15 protein-coding genes and 1 pseudogene are annotated in these 18,535 nt (G+C 35.1%); 13 read left to right on the forward strand and 3 right to left on the reverse strand.

The window, feature by feature from the left end; translation table 11 throughout:
* Positions 1-8: 8 nt before the first annotated feature.
* The 11 genes and pseudogenes from mlaD (at position 9) to citG (ending at position 11,391) form a co-directional block, all read left to right on the forward strand.
* On the forward strand, positions 9-596 hold the full coding sequence (mlaD, locus tag GAPWK_RS10830) for an outer membrane lipid asymmetry maintenance protein MlaD (RefSeq protein ID WP_025316246.1): 588 nt from the start codon (positions 9-11) through the stop codon (positions 594-596).
* Between the two features lie 2 nt (positions 597-598).
* Positions 599-1,231: a phospholipid-binding protein MlaC gene (gene mlaC / locus GAPWK_RS10835; protein ID WP_025316247.1), complete on the forward strand. Its 633-nt coding sequence runs from the start codon at positions 599-601 to the stop codon at positions 1,229-1,231.
* Between the two features lie 15 nt (positions 1,232-1,246).
* Complete coding sequence (locus GAPWK_RS10840) at positions 1,247-1,519, forward strand: STAS domain-containing protein (protein WP_025316248.1); 273 nt, start codon at positions 1,247-1,249, stop codon at positions 1,517-1,519.
* Between the two features lie 92 nt (positions 1,520-1,611).
* Entirely contained in the window at positions 1,612-1,869 is a 258-nt protein-coding gene (locus tag GAPWK_RS10845; RefSeq protein ID WP_025316249.1) for a BolA family protein, read from the forward strand.
* 92 nt (positions 1,870-1,961) lie between these two features.
* On the forward strand, positions 1,962-3,989 hold the full coding sequence (prlC, locus tag GAPWK_RS10850; RefSeq protein WP_025316250.1) for an oligopeptidase A: 2,028 nt from the start codon (positions 1,962-1,964) through the stop codon (positions 3,987-3,989).
* The gene (locus tag GAPWK_RS10855; RefSeq protein WP_025316251.1) at positions 3,976-4,707 is read left to right on the forward strand and encodes a class I SAM-dependent methyltransferase; all 732 of its coding nucleotides are present in this window, start codon (positions 3,976-3,978) and stop codon (positions 4,705-4,707) included. The genes prlC and GAPWK_RS10855 overlap by 14 nt, the downstream gene beginning before the upstream one ends.
* Positions 4,708-4,727: 20 nt before the next feature.
* On the forward strand, positions 4,728-5,423 hold the full coding sequence (gene rsuA, locus GAPWK_RS10860; protein ID WP_025316252.1) for a 16S rRNA pseudouridine(516) synthase RsuA: 696 nt from the start codon (positions 4,728-4,730) through the stop codon (positions 5,421-5,423).
* Between the two features lie 143 nt (positions 5,424-5,566).
* On the forward strand, positions 5,567-6,811 hold the full coding sequence (locus tag GAPWK_RS10865) for a Bcr/CflA family multidrug efflux MFS transporter (RefSeq protein ID WP_202961649.1): 1,245 nt from the start codon (positions 5,567-5,569) through the stop codon (positions 6,809-6,811).
* A gap of 2 nt (positions 6,812-6,813) precedes the next feature.
* Positions 6,814-7,335: a gamma carbonic anhydrase family protein gene (locus GAPWK_RS10870; protein ID WP_025316253.1), complete on the forward strand. Its 522-nt coding sequence runs from the start codon at positions 6,814-6,816 to the stop codon at positions 7,333-7,335.
* Between the two features lie 148 nt (positions 7,336-7,483).
* Positions 7,484-10,414, forward strand: a pseudogene (locus GAPWK_RS15625) (DNA translocase FtsK 4TM domain-containing protein); the annotation flags it as partial.
* 89 nt (positions 10,415-10,503) lie between these two features.
* Positions 10,504-11,391: a triphosphoribosyl-dephospho-CoA synthase CitG gene (gene citG / locus GAPWK_RS10880; RefSeq protein ID WP_080692491.1), complete on the forward strand. Its 888-nt coding sequence runs from the start codon at positions 10,504-10,506 to the stop codon at positions 11,389-11,391.
* Between the two features lie 103 nt (positions 11,392-11,494).
* On the opposite strand, the gene GAPWK_RS10885 is transcribed toward citG, so the two are convergent.
* Complete coding sequence (locus tag GAPWK_RS10885; protein WP_025316255.1) at positions 11,495-12,655, reverse strand: MFS transporter; 1,161 nt, start codon at positions 12,653-12,655, stop codon at positions 11,495-11,497.
* Between the two features lie 265 nt (positions 12,656-12,920).
* Here GAPWK_RS10885 and GAPWK_RS10890 point away from each other — a divergent pair, with 265 nt between their 5' ends.
* Both GAPWK_RS10890 and GAPWK_RS10895 read left to right on the forward strand, forming a co-directional pair.
* Positions 12,921-14,777 (forward strand): beta-glucoside-specific PTS transporter subunit IIABC, encoded by a 1,857-nt coding sequence (locus GAPWK_RS10890; RefSeq protein WP_025316256.1) that lies wholly within the window; start codon positions 12,921-12,923, stop codon positions 14,775-14,777.
* Positions 14,778-14,787: 10 nt separating this feature from the next.
* Positions 14,788-16,191 (forward strand): glycoside hydrolase family 1 protein, encoded by a 1,404-nt coding sequence (locus GAPWK_RS10895; protein ID WP_025316257.1) that lies wholly within the window; start codon positions 14,788-14,790, stop codon positions 16,189-16,191.
* Between the two features lie 60 nt (positions 16,192-16,251).
* Here GAPWK_RS10895 and GAPWK_RS10900 read toward each other — a convergent pair whose 3' ends face one another.
* Positions 16,252-17,391 (reverse strand): AAA family ATPase, encoded by a 1,140-nt coding sequence (locus GAPWK_RS10900; RefSeq protein ID WP_025316258.1) that lies wholly within the window; start codon positions 17,389-17,391, stop codon positions 16,252-16,254.
* Positions 17,388-18,251 carry an RNA ligase family protein gene (locus GAPWK_RS10905; RefSeq protein ID WP_025316259.1) on the reverse strand — a complete coding sequence of 288 codons (864 nt, stop codon included), beginning with the start codon at positions 18,249-18,251 and terminating at the stop codon, positions 17,388-17,390. Before GAPWK_RS10905 ends, GAPWK_RS10900 begins: the two co-directional genes overlap by 4 nt.
* Between the last annotated feature and the right edge of the window lie 284 nt (positions 18,252-18,535).

The raw sequence follows: 18,535 nt of genomic DNA on the forward strand, positions 1-18,535 counted from the left end.
CATTAAACATGAGTCGTAAAGTAGAAATTACAGTAGGATTATTTATGGTGCTGGTTATTGTCTCAGTACTATTTTTATGCTTTAGAGTAACTGACCCAACATCTTTTGTTAGTCATAACTCTTATAGAGTTTATGCACAATTTGATAACATTGGTGGTTTGAAAGTACGTTCACCAATTAAAATTGGTGGTGTTGTTATTGGTCGTGTCAGTGATATAAGCTTAAAAACCACGAACAATGAAGATTATAAACCGTGGGTAACTATGGATTTAGACACTCAATATAATAAAATCCCAAAATTAAGTTCACTTTCAATTAAAACATCGGGTTTATTAGGTGAACAATTTATTGATATCAACTTTGGATTAGATCAAAGCACAGAACATGATATTGATGCTTTAGATGCACCGACATCTTCATCAAATACGGATAGTCTTAATCAAGGAGATAATCATCCTTATCTTAAAGATGGTTCTATTATATATAACACAAAACCAGCAGTGGTTATTGAAGATTTAATTGGACAATTTTTATATAGTGCGGGTGGATCATCAGATAAAGACAAAAAACAAGATAGTAATGACAATAAGGAGTAACTATGTTAACCAAATTTAAACAAACCTTTTTTTTAGTACTTACCTTAATGATAAGTGCTACAGCATTTGCAAACGATCCATATCAAGATATGCAAGTTGCAGCAGATAAAATTTTTAACACGATGAAAGCAGAGGCTTCAACACTTAAATCCGATCCGAACAAACTTAAAGATATTGTAAGAACGGATTTACTACCTTACGTGCAAGTTAAATATGCAGGAGCATTAATATTAGGTAATGCTTATAAATCAGCGACTGATGCACAACGTACGGCTTATTTTAATGCATTTGAAAACTATTTAGTACAAGCATTTGCTCAAGCACTTTCAATGTACAACGGACAAACTTATCAAGTTGAAAAATCAAAAGATTTAGGTGATAAATCACTTGTTTCAATCCGCATATTATTAAATCAGCCAGACAAAAATCAACAACCTATCCGTATCGATTTCCAATGGCGAAAAAATACTGTAACAGGTGAATGGAAAGCTTATGACCTAACCGCTGAAGGGGTTAGCATGGTTACCACTAAACAAAACGAATGGGCAACTGTTCTGCGCCAAAAAGGTATTGATGAATTAACCAAACAATTAAATGATCTATCAAATCGCAATATTGATCCTAACGCTAAATAAAAAGGCTATTTTATAATGTCGCGAATCAAAACAGATAAACAACAAGATGTATTGTACTTACAGGGTGAACTTGATGTTCACTCTTTAAATGATTTATGGACAACACAAAGCTCTATATTAAATGGTGTTAAATACATCAATTTAGGAGAGCTTACCCGGGTTGATTCTTCAGGACTCGCGACTTTAGTCTATTTTTGTATTAAATATTGTGTAAAATTAAAAAATATTAATCCACAATTACAAACTTTAATTACGTTATATGATTTACAACATGTCATTGATGATTAATATACTGGATTTTATACTGAAACATCCCCATAATCTGAAACTTTTTCACAAAAATTAAAACATACAGTTTATATTAATGATGAGTATAAATAATGGATAAACAAGAAATTATAAATAAACTAAAAAGTTCACTTGAACTTGATGATATTCATGTAATGACAGACGACGGAAGTCATTTTCAAGTTATTGCTGTTGGAGAATTATTTGCCGATCTTAGCCGTGTAAAAAAACAACAAGCTATTTATGGCCCTTTAGCAGAATTTATTAATGATAATCGTATCCATGCGCTATCCATAAAAACTTATACTCCCACTGAATGGCAACGTGAGCGCAAGCTAATGGGATTATAAGAATGATTCTTATTAACCCTTGAATAAACGTTTTTTGCCTCAATATTGTTTTCTATTAATAGAAAATATCAATATACATAAGGTATCGCAACATGACTAACCCATTATTAACAAATGCACCATTACCCCTATTTTCGAAGATTAGGCCAGAACATGTTTTACCAGCTATACAAGAAGCATTAAAAAATAGCCGAAATACGATCGAAACAGTATTAAAACAAAACAGCCAATATACTTGGGAAAATTTAATTCAACCAATTGATGAAGTGGATGAAAAATTTAGTCGTGCATGGTCACCTGTTAGTCATCTAAACTCAGTCAAAAATAGCCCTGAATTACGCGAAGCTTATGAAGCATGTTTACCACTGCTTTCTGAATTCAGCACTTGGGTTGGTCAACATAAACCTTTATATCAGGCATATAAACAACTTAAAGAAAGTGAACAATACGACAAATTAACCAAAGCTAAGAAAAAAGTTATTAATAATGCCCTGCGTGATTTTGAATTATCAGGTATTGGCTTACCAGATGAAAAACAGAAACGTTATGGTGAAATTGTTGCGAAGTTATCAGAGTTATCATCAACCTATAGCAATAATGTATTAGACGCAACTATGGGATGGTCAAAATTAATTACGGATGTAAAATCCTTGTCGGGTTTACCAGATAGTGCCCTTGCCGCAGCCCAAGAACAGGCTAAAGCTAAAGGTGAGGAAGGCTGGTTACTTACTTTAGATATCCCTAGTTATCTTCCCGTAATGACCTATTGTGATAACCGTGATCTAAGATTTGAACTCTATCAAGCTTATAATACCCGAGCATCCGATCAAGGTCCAAATGCTGGCAAATGGGATAATACTCAAATCATTAAACAAATTTTAAAATTACGTGATGAGCTAGCACAATTATTAGGATTTAATACTTACGCAGATCAATCACTTGCGACCAAAATGGCAAACTCCACCACACAAGTAATGGAATTTCTTACCGACCTAGCCACTAAAGCTAGACCACAAGGCGAAAAAGAACTTGCCCAACTCAAACGTTATGCTTATGAGTTTTTTGGTGCCAGTGATATACAACCATGGGACATCGCTTATTACAGTGAAAAACAAAAACAGCACCTGTACACCATCAATGATGAAGAGTTACGTCCATACTTCCCAGAGCAACGCGTAATTAGCGGTTTGTTTGAAGTTGTACATCGCATTTTTGGTATTACAGCGAAAGAACGCAAAGGCGTTGATGTTTGGGATTCTGAAGTTAAATTCTACGATCTTTATACTGCTAACGGTGAATTAAAAGGTAGCTTTTATCTTGACTTATATGCTCGCGAACATAAACGCGGCGGAGCTTGGATGGATGATTGTATTGGTCGTATGCACTTTGCTGACGGTCATACACAAAATCCTGTTGCTTATTTAACGTGTAATTTTAACCGCCCTATTGGTGATAAACCTGCATTATTTACCCATGACGAAGTCACTACTCTATTTCATGAATTTGGGCATGGCTTACACCACATGTTAACCGAAATTGAAGTACCGGGTGTTGCTGGTATTAATGGCGTGCCATGGGATGCAGTAGAATTACCAAGTCAATTTTTAGAAAACTGGTGCTGGGAGCCCGAGGCACTAGCGTTTATATCTGGACATTATCAAACTGGTGAGCCGTTACCAAAAGAGATGTTAGATAAAATGTTGGATGCTAAAAACTATCAAGCAGCATTATTTATTTTACGTCAGTTAGAGTTTGGTTTGTTTGACTTTACGTTACACTGTCAGAAAGATCCAGATATTTTGGAAACACTAAAAAAAGTCCGACAACAAGTAGCTGTGGTTCCAACAGTTGAATGGGGTCGATTCCCACACGCTTTCAGTCATATTTTTGCAGGTGGTTATGCTGCTGGTTACTATAGTTATTTATGGGCAGAAGTATTGTCGGCTGATGCGTTTTCACGTTTTGAAGAAGAAGGTATCTTCAATACTAACACGGGTAATGCTTTTCTTGACAATATTTTGTCACAAGGTGGCAGCGATGAACCAATGACGTTATTTAAAAATTTCCGTGGTCGTGAACCACAGCTTGAGGCATTGCTTCGTCACTATGGAATTAAGTAATACAGATACTGCTCAGCTAAAGCTATTTGCTGAGCAGTGGTTAGCCACACATACCGATCTGCCGTTCATAATTGTAAATCAAAATAACCAACTCGAATTACAAAAAAACGACGAACCAAAATTAGGCTCAATATGCGTCAATTTTCTATCTGGCGCTATGGCACATCGTCGTCAGTTTGGCGGAGGTCGAGGTGAAGCTATTGCCAAAGCAGTTGGCGTTAAAGGTGAGTATTTACCAACGGTTGTAGATGCTACCGCTGGACTGGGTCGCGACGCATTTGTACTTGCCGCTATCGGTTGTCATGTCACTATGTTTGAACGTCACCCTGTTGTTGCTGCACTGTTAGAAGATGGTCTACGGCGTGCTTATTTAGATGAAAATATGGGTGCTTGGTTACAGCAACATCTACGTCTGATTTATCACTCAAGTATTGATGGGTTATGCACTTACACTCAAACACCAGATGTGGTCTATCTTGATCCTATGTTTCCTCATCGAACCAAAAGTGCACTAGTCAAAAAAGAGATGCGCATTTTTCAACAATTAGTGGGCAGCGATGATGATTCAGACAGTTTACTTGAACCAGCAAGACAGTTAGCGAACAAAAGAGTGGTGGTTAAACGTCCTAGTTATGCGCCTTTTTTAGCCAACCAAAAACCAACAGCAGAAATTAAAACGAAAAATCACCGTTTTGATATTTATACCCCTTTAAAGTAATACAGGAATATTCATAATTTATGCGATTAGATAAGTTTCTTGCTCATCATCTCGGCATCAGTCGAACAATTGTCAATAAAGAATTAAAAGCGAAAAAAGTCACGGTCGATGGTGAAATTATAAAATCAGGTGCTTATCAATTGTCACCCGAACAGATAGTTGAATATGATGGTTATGAAATTACACCTGTAACCAATAACCGCTATTTTATGCTAAATAAGCCCCAAGGTTATGTGTGTTCAACTGAAGATCCTGATCATCCAACGATTCTTTATTTTATTGATGAGCCTATGCCTGAAAAACTTCATGCCGCGGGTAGATTGGATCTTGATACAACCGGATTGGTATTATTGACTGATGATGGTAAGTGGTCACATCGCATTACTTCTCCTAAACATCATTGTGAAAAAATCTATTTGGTAACAGTTGAGCACCCATTAACCGCAGATCTCATTGAAATTTTTAATAATGGCATTCAATTAAAAAGTGAGAAATCACTAACTAAACCAGCTAAATTAAATATTATTGATGATTTCCATGCTGAGCTTACTATTAGCGAAGGACGATATCATCAAGTTAAACGTATGTTTGCGGCTGTAGATAATCATGTGGTTGCATTACATCGTAAACAAATAGGTAATATCAAGGTCGATATTCCCGAGGGTGAATACCGTCCGCTTACCCAAGATGAGATTAATTCGTTTAATCAGAATTAAGATACTTAACAAATTTAAATACTTTAAGTATTTAAACGAAGAATTAATAGTTCAAAATCTTTTATAAAATTGCATGTGAAGTTTCCGTTTTTAAACAATATATTAATTACTTTATAGGCTAGAACAGATACAGGACTTAATAGGTGCAAGATCAACATTTACAGTTAAGAATCGATATTTCCAAAAAAAAACTGATTTTAATTCTTGGATTATTATCTATGTTAATGCCGTTATCCATAGATATGTATCTACCCAGCATGCCAACCATTGCGCAAGATTTTAATGTAGCCGATGCAACAGTACAACTTACTATTAGCTGTTATTTGTTAGGATTTTCTTTTGGACAACTTTTATTTGGCCCTATTACTGATAGCTACGGAAGGCGTTACGTTTTAATTGCAGGTCTAATTATTTTTATAGTTGCCGCATTAATTTGTGGTATTGCATCGAATATCAATCAATTAATTACTGCTCGCTTTTTTCACGGTATTGCTGCCGCTGCAACATCAATAGTAATTAATGCGTTAATGAAAGATATTTATCGTGATCGCGATGAATTTTCTAAAATGATGTCATTTGTCATGTTGATATCCAATGTTGCTCCACTCCTTGCACCGATCATTGGTGGATTTATTCTATATTGGTTTAATTGGCAAGCTAATTTTTACACTATCAGTCTAACGGCACTAATAGGGCTGGCTTTAGTTATCATCTTTATTCCAGAAACATTATCAAAGGCAAAACGATCTAAATTTAGTTTTACCCGCATTTTGAGTAATTTCATTATGTTGTTCCGTCATGGACAAGTATTGGCGTATATGATGATAGGCGCCTTTGCCGGTGCAGGTTTATTCTCATTTTTAAGTTTGGGACCTTTTGTTTACATGAACCTACATGGTGTTGCATCCACACATTTTGGTTATTACTTTGCACTTAATATTGTTGTTATGGTGTTTATGAATACCCTAAATAGTCGTTTGGTTAAACATGTAGGCTCATTTAAAATGATGCAGTTAGGTCTTTTTATCCAATTTGTCATGGCAATTGGACTTATGATCGTGACATTATTTAATTTAGGTTTCATCTATTTAGTTATCTGTATTGCTGGATATATTGGCTGTATGTCAACTATAGGCGGAAATAGTATGGCTATTATTTTAGATTTTTACCCGCATATCGCAGGAACGGCCTCTTCGCTTGCCGGTACAATCCGATTCGCAGTAGCGGGAGCCGTTGGTATATCACTATCATTCCTAGTCTCAAATCTTACAACGGTAACGACAGTTTCGAACAATAGTTCTGAATGGCTAATGACAGGCTCTATGGTTTTATGTAATTTTCTGGCTGTGGGTTTATTTTTAAAAATCAGAAAGATAAAAAGGAAATAATCATGATTTACCAATTAGGGGATTTATATCCACAAATTCATGAACATTGTTTTATTGCCAAATCTGCTGATATTATTGGTAATGTAGTTTTAGAGCAAGGAGTATCGATTTGGTTTAATGCTGTTTTACGAGGAGATATTGCACCAATTTATATAGGCAAAAATAGCAATGTCCAAGATAATTGTACGGTGCATGTTGAAACTGATATACCCTGTATTGTAGAGGAAAATGTAACGATTGGACATAACGTTATTCTGCACAGTTGTCACATCGAGGATAATGTTTTAGTCGGTATGGGAAGTACTATTTTGAATAATGCGAAAATTGCTAAAAATTGTTTAGTTGGCGCGAACTCACTAGTGACACATACGATACCTTATGAAGAAGGTTGTTTAATTATGGGGTCACCAGCCAAAATTATTCGCAAACTTACTGAAGCTGAAATTGTTGCTAATAAACATAATGCTCTAAATTATGTACAAAATGGACAAAAATTTAGCAAATGCCTGTCACCAATTGATTAATACCATAAAGAATAATGATTCTTTATGGTTTATTCACTCTGTGAGAGAGTGCAATTTATGATAAAATGCTTACAATTTTAACTGTTGCAATTGTTTAGGTACGTACTTGAAAAAGTCAAAAACAACAAGAAAACAGATAATCACTCAATTCATTTTACTGGCAATTATAGGATTATCTGTTTGTCTATTTTTATCCTTATATTCTTATAATCCATCTGACCCTGGATGGTCTCGTACTGCATGGCATCATCCAATCAGTAATTATTGCGGCTTTATTGGAGCCTATGTTTCAGATATCTTTTTCCAATTCCTAGGTTTTATTGCTTTCAGTATACCTTTTATCTCGATATTCTTTAGCGCACAAATGGTGGTCTACTATTATCGTAACGCCAATGCACCTATTAATTACTTTAGTTTGTCATTCCGCATTATTGGTATTTTAGCGTTTATTTTTAGCAGTACAGGTTTTTTTGCTTTAAATATTCGTGATGCAGAACAATTTAACGCAGGAGGATATTTAGGTGCAATCGTAATTGAAAGCCTTTTACCAGTAATGAATGCCTTAACAACTTCATTGGTATTATTAATTACCAGCCTTGCCTGTATCACTTTATTAACTGGATTATCTTGGTTTTACTTATTGGAAAAATTAGGTGCTTTGGTTATGTGGCTCATTACACCATTCTCAAAGTTGATTTTATCTCGTAAAACGAACCAAATAATAAATACCAACCAACAACCCGACAAAAAGTCACCCGTTGTTGACCAAGAACAAGAACCCAAATTAACTATTTCTCTTAATAGTAAGCCGGTAAATACAGATACCACTCAATCAACATCAATCATAGCAAGTGAAGAAAAAATAAAGCATGATATCAATACAGATAAAGCTGAACAACGTATTGAATCCAACAAACTTAAAGATGATGAGACACTAGTCAAAAAGGCAGAACAACTATTACAAGAACTTGAAAAAACATCGACAGTTCAAGTCGATTCAACCAATCAAGCAACTCGTGATGAATCTAAAAAAGATGTTGATTCTAATGATATTTTAGCTCGTATGGAAATGATCATAAAAAATATGAATGAGCGAAAAACATCATCTGACACACAATCAGATAAATCTGAAGAAATGCAAGCTTTGGAAGAAGACAAATATACGATTTCTGATGCTCCAAGCAAACCTTTATTCACATTAGGCTATGATGCATCTAAAATAGAGCAAACCCAAAAAGCTGAGTTAACACCGTTTGAGCCTATTAGTGAAATAACACCTCCAAAAGTTAATCTTTCCACAACAATTAATGATCAAAATGAGCATGATGAACTTAAAGAAAAAGTCATTGAAAAAGAACAACCTTACGATGTCGATATTGAGTCGCTAAAAAAAGAGAATCCTGTTATTGATGATATCTATCTAAATGAAGAAGAGATTGACGAGATTGAAGAACTACCACAATCACCTACTTTCACAGTAGAAGCAGAGCGGGTGAATGAAGAGGACGATGAAAATAATGAACAAGAAAACGAGGAAGATGGGTTAATCCACCCTTTATTAAGGCGTAACAATAAACCTTTACCGAAACCAACAACACCTTTACCATCGTTAAATTTACTGACGGCGCCACCAACAACACGAGTTGAAATCGATCATTCAGCGTTAAATGCAACGGCTAATCTTCTGGAAAAAAGTTTATCTGATTATCGTGTGAAAGCGAGAGTCGTTGACTATTTACCTGGGCCTGTCATTACTCGTTTTGAAATTGAGCTTGCACCTGGCATAAAAGCTGCTCGCATTTCAACATTAGATCGTGATTTAGCACGTTCATTATCCATGCCATCTGTACGTGTGGTAGAAGTGATTCCAGGTAAGCCCTATGTAGGAATTGAGTTACCTAATAAAAATCGCCAAACAGTCTATTTTAGAGATGTGCTTGATAGCCCTCAATTTAGAAATGCACAATCACCACTTACTGTTGTTCTAGGTAAAGATATCTCGGGACAATCTGTGGTTGCTGATTTAGCTAAAATGCCTCATTTACTTGTTGCAGGTACTACTGGATCAGGTAAATCAGTTGGTGTTAATGCGATGATCTTAAGTATTTTATATAAATCAAAACCAGAAGATGTAAAATTTATAATGATAGATCCTAAAATGCTTGAGTTATCCATTTATGAAGGCATTCCACATCTATTGACTCAAGTCGTTACTGATATGAAAGATGCAGCTAATGCACTTAATTGGTGTGTCAATGAAATGGAGCGCCGTTATCGTCTTATGTCGGCGCTTGGTGTACGCAATATTGCAGGTTATAACGATAAAATTAAGCAAGCAGAAAATATGGGTAGACCGATCCCAGATCCACTTTGGAAACCAACTGACAGTATGGATCTTGAAATGCCAATGCTAGAAAAACTGCCTTACATTGTCGTTATGGTCGATGAATTTGCTGATCTTATTATGGCTGTTGGTAAAAAAGTGGAAGAGTTAATCGCTAGACTAGCACAAAAAGCAAGAGCTGCAGGTATCCACTTGGTATTAGCCACCCAGCGCCCATCGGTAGATGTGATTACGGGCTTAATTAAAGCTAACATTCCTACCCGTATTGCTTTTACTGTATCAAGTAAAATTGATTCGCGCACCATTTTAGATCAGATGGGAGCTGAATCATTGCTTGGTATGGGCGATATGCTTTATTTAGCACCGAATAGTTCTATTCCAATTCGTGTTCACGGCGCATTTGTCCGTGATGAAGAAGTACACGCTGTGGTGCAAGATTGGAAAGCACGTGGTACACCAAAATATATTGAGAATGTGACCGTAGCAACCGATGATGGTGAAAACGGTAGTTCAAATATGTTTCAGGAAGAACGCGATCCACTATTTGACCAAGTGGTGGATTTTGTCGTTGAAACACAAAGAGCATCAATATCTAGCGTACAACGAAAATTCCGTATTGGTTATAATAAAGCCGCCCGAATTGTTGAACAAATGGAAGCTGAAGGCATTATTAGTCCTCCTAGCCACAATGGGACTCGTGAAGTACTTGCTGCACGATCTCACAATAATTATTGATTTTAATAAATCAAAAGCCGCCAACCATTTTAGTCAATGAGTTGGCGATATCCGAATATTACATCATTTCGTACAGGTAAGAATTGATAATGAGTGATTATTCACAGCAAATAGCACAATTAGAACTTGATCTTAATAGTGATAATAATCAATGTATACCCGCACAATTAGCAACAAAAGCATTAATAAAAGAGGTTTGTTTGTCGCCAAAACCTGGATTGGTTGATATGAATAACAGTGGAGCACATCGTGATATGGACTTCCAAACTTTTGTTCAAAGTATCAAAGCAATCAGTATATGGTTCGAACGTTTTTATCAATATGGTAAAACATCGGCTTTACAGGATAACCAACAATTTTTAGCAGGAATTAGGCCGATTGGTATTGAGTGCGAGCAAGCAATGTACCAAGCGACAAATCAAGTCAATACTCACAAAGGTGGTATTTTTGCTTTTGGACTACTACTAGGTGCAATCGGCAGATTAGAGCAACTAGGCTTAACAATCAATACGCAAAATATTTGTGATGAAGTTTCTGCCATTTGCCAAGGAATAGTTACCAATGAACTAAAACAAAATAATACAACTAGTTCAATAGGTGAAAAACTTTTTAAACTTCACAATTTGCCTGGAGCCAGAGGAGAAGCAGAATCAGGCTATATAACGGTTCGTACTATCTCACTGCCTATCTATCAAACAATGAAACATAATGGTTATGATGAGGAAACATGTTTACTGCAAGCAATGTTACATCTACTTGCCTATAATCAAGATACTAATTTAGTATCTAGAGGCGGCTTAGAGGGATTGACTTTCGCTCAACAAGAGGCAAGAAAAATCATTAAACAAGGAGGAATGACTCATGCTAATGGTCTTGAACTTTTAAACCAGTTAGATGAAAAATTTATAAAACGTAACCTAAGCCCAGGTGGCACTGCCGATTTAATTGCGATTACTTGGTTTTTATCTCAATATTAATTGAATATTACCTATATATAGAGTTAAGTATTCGACTAATTCATAGTATTAAATTTTCTATTCCGAAAAACATAATATGGTTATTAAGAGATATTTATTATTACTATGATTTTATTGTTCTGTTTGAGCAATAAAAGTAATAAAAAATTGCCCCCAAAACTGCTACAATCGCTAAACAAAAATATGCCGTCGTCATTGAATATAGCAGACTAACATAACCAACAATGATTGGAAAAACCGTCATACCTAATGCATAAATAGCTTGAAACAGACCCATTGCGGCTGAACGAGCATAAGAAGGAATATCAGAAATTGCTTCAAAAGTTAATAGTGAAAATAGTATACCTGTCCCCATCCCAGGAATAATTTGCAATAATAATATGAGATAACTTGATGATAATTTAGGTATTAAAACACAATAAAGGGCAAGCATAAGAAAAGAGAGGATAATCCAAGATGAAGTGCTTAATTTGGTTATCCAGCTACTTGCTCCAACTTTTGCAAACAATACAGATGACAGCATATATACAATTGAAGATACACCAATTATAGCAGAGTTAGCACCAAGTTCACTGAGTATTTGGTTTGTAAAAGACATGGTCGTCGACATTTGTATGCCCTGCTGAATTAAGGCCAGAAAAGAAAAAAATAGCAGTTTAGGATCTAAAAAAACCTTAAATAAGTTTTGAAAGCTAAACTGATGATGAATTCTTTCAGGATATTTAAGCCTAATCGCTAAAATAAAAGCGATGAATCCACTTAAGCAACTTAAAAGACAAATAAGCTTCATACCAAAAGATTCAAAGAGTAACGTACTGGATAAAAAAGCTAAAAATACCCCCATATTATTCACCATAATAATAAGACTTGTTGCATAGCTTTTTTTAGATTTAGGATAAAAACCTAAAAATAACACCATAAATGAGATCCAGGTTGAACTAGCAATACCAGAAATAATATTACCAATAAAAAATCCCCATCCATCAGGTTGGATTATGCGAATAACAGATGCAAAACCAGCTAAAAAAGATCCCAATACTATAAATACTTTATGCTTTTCTTTCACATTCGCAATTAAACCAACGGGTAAACGTAACAGTAATTGTGAAATACCATAAGCACTCACAACCATACCAATAAAATTAGTTGAAAGATTTATGGCTGCAAGATAAGGTGTTTGATAAGGGATATAAACGTATTGTGCATACCAAAAGAAAAACACAATACAAAGTAATAAATACGATTTTTTTTTCGCTGCTTTCATTAATTATAATTTTAATCCTTACAATCCTTAAGGTTAAAAATATATCTAAATAAAATATTTAGCAACAATTCAATTCAATCTTGTTTAACTTTTTAAACTGTGTTAGCTTGAGAAAAGTTAACTCAATGGTAAAAAAAGTGTTATCACCAATATTAATACGATCAAATATGCATGATGATTGTTGTTTTAGTATTAACAACAACTCTAGTATGTTTGATCTTTTTTTTACCGAAAATTAACCATTGTTAACGTAATGGAGAAAATAATGGACTATGAGAAAATTGCACAGCAAATATTACAGTTGGTCGGAAATAAGCAAAATATTATCAGTGTGAACCATTGCTTTACTCGATTACGGTTCCAACTAAAAGATAATAACAAAGCAAATCGTGAAAAATTATTACAAACTGAAGGCGTCATTTCTGTTGTAGAAAGCAGTGGGCAATATCAGGTAGTATTGGGTAATAAAGTCACAAAAATTTATGACGCACTTTTACCACTTATTGGCGAAATAAACTCAATAAAACAAGAACAACCAAAAGTTTCAATAGGCATTAAAATACTCAATGCTTTTGCCGCCATTTTCACCCCGATTATTCCAGCGATAGCAGCATCAGGTATGCTAAAAGGTATCTTAGCAATTGCGGTTATAATTGGTAATTACTACTCAACTGATATTAAAACTTATAATACTTATATTATTTTACATGCTGCATCGGATGCGGTGTTTTACTTTATGCCTATAATTTTAGGATATACCGCAGCCAAAGTATTTAAAGCACATGAATTTATATCAATGATTATTGGCGCGACCCTATGTTATCCCTCCATGGTGAGTTTAATGACAAGTAAAAGTGAAGTCACCTTTTTTGCAATTGAACTGACCAAAGCCAATTATACATCAAGTGTTATTCCAATCATTATTGCCGTTTTTATTTTAAGTTATATACAAAGGTTTTTAGAAAAAATCATTCCTGAAGTTTTAAAAATTATCATGGTGCCTACATTTTCACTACTCATCATGATCCCCGCGACATTACTTATTTTCGGGCCAATCGGAATCTATATTGGCGAATTTATAAACTGGATCTATTACTACATTATGGGAGTTAGCCCTATCTTATTAGGTGCTTTTATTGGTGGTGTATGGTGCATTTTAGTTATATTTGGCGCTCACCGTGCAATTGTGCCAATTGGAATCAATGATGTAGCGCAAACAGGCAGGCAAAATCTTCTTGCATTTGCAGGTGCCGCTAACTTTGCGCAAGCTGGTGCGGCTTTTGGCGTATTTTTCAAAACCAAAAATAAAAATCTTAAAACGGTGGCTGCATCGGCAACGGTTACTGCGCTATTTGGCATTACTGAGCCAGCAATTTATGGTGCAAATTTAAGATTAAAAAGACCGATGATCTGTGCCGTAATTTGTGGCGCTATCGCCGGTGGATTGATGGGTTGGGGAGGCTCCTATGGTAATGCATTTGCTAATCAAGGAGTATTAACGATCCCCGTTTATGCAGAAGCAGGTACAAAAGCTTTCTTATGTTATTTAATTGGTATAGGTTTTGCTTTTTTTGGTTCATGCATTATGACGATGATTGTTGGATTTAATGATATACCAAATGAGGAAGCGTCAAAAACAGTTGAAACAACGTCCAGTACACAATTAACATCGGATACCGCTATTGTATCGCCAGTTGCTGGCGAGGTGATTGCTTTAGATCAAGTCAAAGATGAAGCATTCGCCTCAGGCGCAATGGGGAAAGGAATTGCAGTTTATCCTAGAGTGGGTGAAATCGTTGCCCCTGAAGATTGTACCGTTACGGCACTCTACCCTACTTTACATGCAATGGGGATAAAATTAGATAATGGTATTGAATTATTAATTCATATTGGTATTGATACGGTTAACTTACAAGGTAAATACTTCCAATCTTATGTCCATGCAGGCCAACATATTACTAAAGGTACCAAATTAGTTTCATTTGATATTGATAAAATAAAACAACAATTTGATTTAACCACGTCAATTATTATTGTTAATTCCGAACAATATAAAAATATAGAATATTGTCAACAAGCTCAAGTGAGTATTACAGACAATTTATTAGTTATTCACGTTTAGAGGTTTAGATATGAAAGCTTTTGCTAAGGATTTCTGGTGGGGAGCATCATCGTCGGCTTTTCAGATAGAGGGTGGATGGGATGCAGATGGCAAAGGAATGACCGTTGCTGATTATAATTCATTTCAACGCTCTGCTATACAAGCCGATAGTAAAGTAGCCAGTGACTTTTATCATCATGTTGAAAGTGATATTGCTTTATTTAAAGAGTTAGGATTAAAAACCTATCGCTTTTCACTTTCTTGGGCAAGAATTATTCCTGATGGCGATGGTGAAATAAATCAAGCCGGAATCGATTTTTACAATCGAGTTATTAACGAATTAATTAAAAACGATATTATACCTTTTATTACGCTCTATCATTTTGACTTACCCTTTGCCTTGGTTGATAAATATAATGGTTGGCAAGATCGTCGCTGTGTTGATGCATTCAGACGTTATGCTCAAGTCTGTTATAAAGCATTTGGCGATCTAGTTAAGCATTGGCAGATTAATAATGAACAAAATCTGATGATTCGTGTCAATGAAAGAATGAATATGTATCAAGTTGCGCCAGAAGATATTGAAAAAGTTCGTGCACAAATGGATTATCATATGTTTGTTGCCCATGCAATGGCAACCAACGATTGTCATGCTTTAATTTCCGACAGTAAAGTTGGGCCTGCAGTTTCATCCACGATGACCTATCCTGCAAGTAACAAACCAATGGATGTATGGGCTGCGAAAATGAACGATAATTTCAAAACGAATTACGCGCTGGAAATGTACTGTTTTGGTGATTATCCTAACTATTATAAAAGCTATCTAACTCGGTGCGGAATCTATCCTAATACCCATCCTGAAGATGCTGAAATATTAAAACAAGCAAAACCTGATTTTATTGCTGTAAATTATTATCGAACTTTGGTTGCTAGTTATTTACCAGAGGATGATGCACATCCATTTGGTACCAAAGAAAAAGATATCGATTTTGACCTTTACGGTTACTTCAAAATCGAGAAAAATCCAAATTTAGTTGCCTCAACTTATGGTGCACAAATTGACCCTATGGGATTACGCCTTGTACTAAATGAATATTATCGCCAATATCGTTTACCATTAATTATTACTGAAAATGGCTTAGGTACTCCCGATACATTAACTGCTGACAATAAAGTACATGATGATTATCGAATCGATTATATCAAATCCCATATTTCAGCTTGTCATGATGCAATTGAAGATGGTGTTGAACTATTTGGATACTGTCCATGGTCAGTCATTGATTTATTAAGCTCACATCAAGGTTTTAAAAAGCGTTATGGTTTCGTTTATGTTGATCGTGATGACCATGACTTAAAAAACCTTAATCGAATAAAAAAAGATAGTTTTTATTGGTATCAGCAAGTCATCAAAGACAATGGCATTAAAGAATAGTTAATACACAATATAAAGATGGGCTTTAAAAAAGCCCATCATAACTCATATTAAATATCATTAACTTACTAAATATGTCACTTTATGCGCCTCGGTCGGTAATGGCACTTGCCATTTAGAAAGCATTTGTGTAATTTTCTTATTTGGTAAGCTAGTATCTCGGCTTGAATTGCGTTGATATAATGTTTTTTCTGGCTGCTCAAGGTAAACAATTTCAACCTCTGCATGATAAGCATAAAGCAAATCCAATGCTTTTTGGCGCATATCTCGCGATAAATGAGTAGCATTCCAAATGAATGGTTGATTGTCTCTTAAATATTGTTTCACTTTAGCTAATACAAATTGAATCACTAATCCTTCATTTTGACCATGCTTTAATTTCAATTCACTCCTTGCATCATCATATGAGGTAACCGGTAATTGCTGATAATGTTTACTTATCCAACTATTTTTACCTGATGCAGGTAAACCCGACAATAATATGACTTTAGACCCTTTTTGAGGATATAAAGCATAATCAGGCAAAACATTGTCTCCTCGAAAATAGTGTACTCTGGTGTAATCATCTATAAATTGCCGAGATTGATATAAACACCCTTCTTCCAAAGCTAATTGTTTAAAGAGTTCAACTTCATCAACCATTCGAGCTTTATCAGCACTAATACGACCGAGTATATCGGCTTTAGCCTGCATGCATAACATCCAGACAGGTAATTCCCATGAAAGCCGATGAATTAACCATTGCGGTGATTTATTATTACTATTATCACTTAATGCATAAAATGGAACCTGATGCACATCAATAATCCGACAAATCTTTTCTCTTAACTCAAAATCAATGCCCAATCGCCATAATAGTATTCGACTACTAATCGCTCCTTTTTGGGAATGTCTTGGTTGTGAAATTCGACCACTTAACTCATCAATGATGGTCGTTTCTGGTTTGGCAATATCATGTAACAAAGCAGTCATAAATAGCACAAACTTTTCATCATCGGAAGATTTTACAAACTCATCTTGAGCTATCAAGGATCTTAATACCATTTGAGTATGAATCCAGACATTTCCCTCACCATGATAAGTAGGATCTTGTGGTGTCGTCATCAATTTATTCAACGCAGGTATACATTCCAACCACTGGTCAAAGTTATCTTTGCTGATACTGTAGGCGATCTCTTGTTGTAACTGCGAATAACTCATAAATCACCTCCAAATATTATGCCATCATTCCAATTTATCGTTATTTGTGGCGTATAAAGCTCGGCATTTTTAGCTAATTGATTAGGAATAAACGGTTGCTGTAAATGGTGTTGACCCGCATCTAAAATAGATTGAACAAAATCTTGTCTTACCCATTTTAAACGTCCCGTTGTGGTATACTCTGATTCAATTTTCAAATATAAACCTTCCATCAAATCCGAGTTATCACACTGTTGCCAAGCCTTATTCAAATCAATTTTTTCTTGAGCAACAATTTTCTCAAAACAACTTTTCCAATCGTTTGTTTTAGCTAAAGAATATTTAACTAATGCTAATAAGTCACCCAATCTTTTCGGTGCGATTCCCGAATACAATACGGGAACAGATAAAATAGGACCATTAGCCAATAATTGATGACGTTTTTGGGTTGATAAAAAACAGTTATTATGTCTATCCCAAATATCAAATTCACAAAAATAGTGTGGTAATGCATCATAAAAAATAGAGTGTTTTTTATGTAACCATTCACCATACATAATATAGCGATCTTCTAAACGTTCAATTAACCAGCTTTCATGGACGGTTGCCCAATGTTTAAATAGATTAAACTGACGTTCTCGACTGCCCCCTATTAAGTAATGACCGCGTGATTGTAATAATAGCTCACCACTCTCTGAAAAACTGATTGCACAGTTAGCGCCATCAAGTTTTTCTTCAACCACAATATATTGCCCTATTAATTGATTATAGGGTAGCTGGCCATGCTCACTATCACCCAATTGCAAGCGCGAACTTTCCAAATGTGGAGTACGTGGGTATTTAATTAATTCTAAGTTTTGAATATAAGTTTCCATTGTCATTTTGTTTTCTCCGAAAAATTAGGGAAAACCGACAAGGCGAAGATCTATAGATTGAACTGCAACGTAGGAGCTTTAGAAAAAGCTAAAAGACAATATAATAGAAGATACCATGTCGGCATTAAGATAAAGTATTGAATACAGGCATTTTGCCACCTCATAAAAAAATTAAAGATTAGACTAAAAAAACGGCGCCATTATCATTTTAAGCGGATATATTGTCAAGTAAAATTGGATTTTTTATACACGCAATAAGTGTTAAGATTCAAAAAGATGATTACCATTGA

Origin of the sequence: Gilliamella apicola (assembly GCF_000599985.1) — a bacterium.
Classification (GTDB): Bacteria; Pseudomonadota; Gammaproteobacteria; order Enterobacterales; family Orbaceae; genus Gilliamella; species Gilliamella apicola.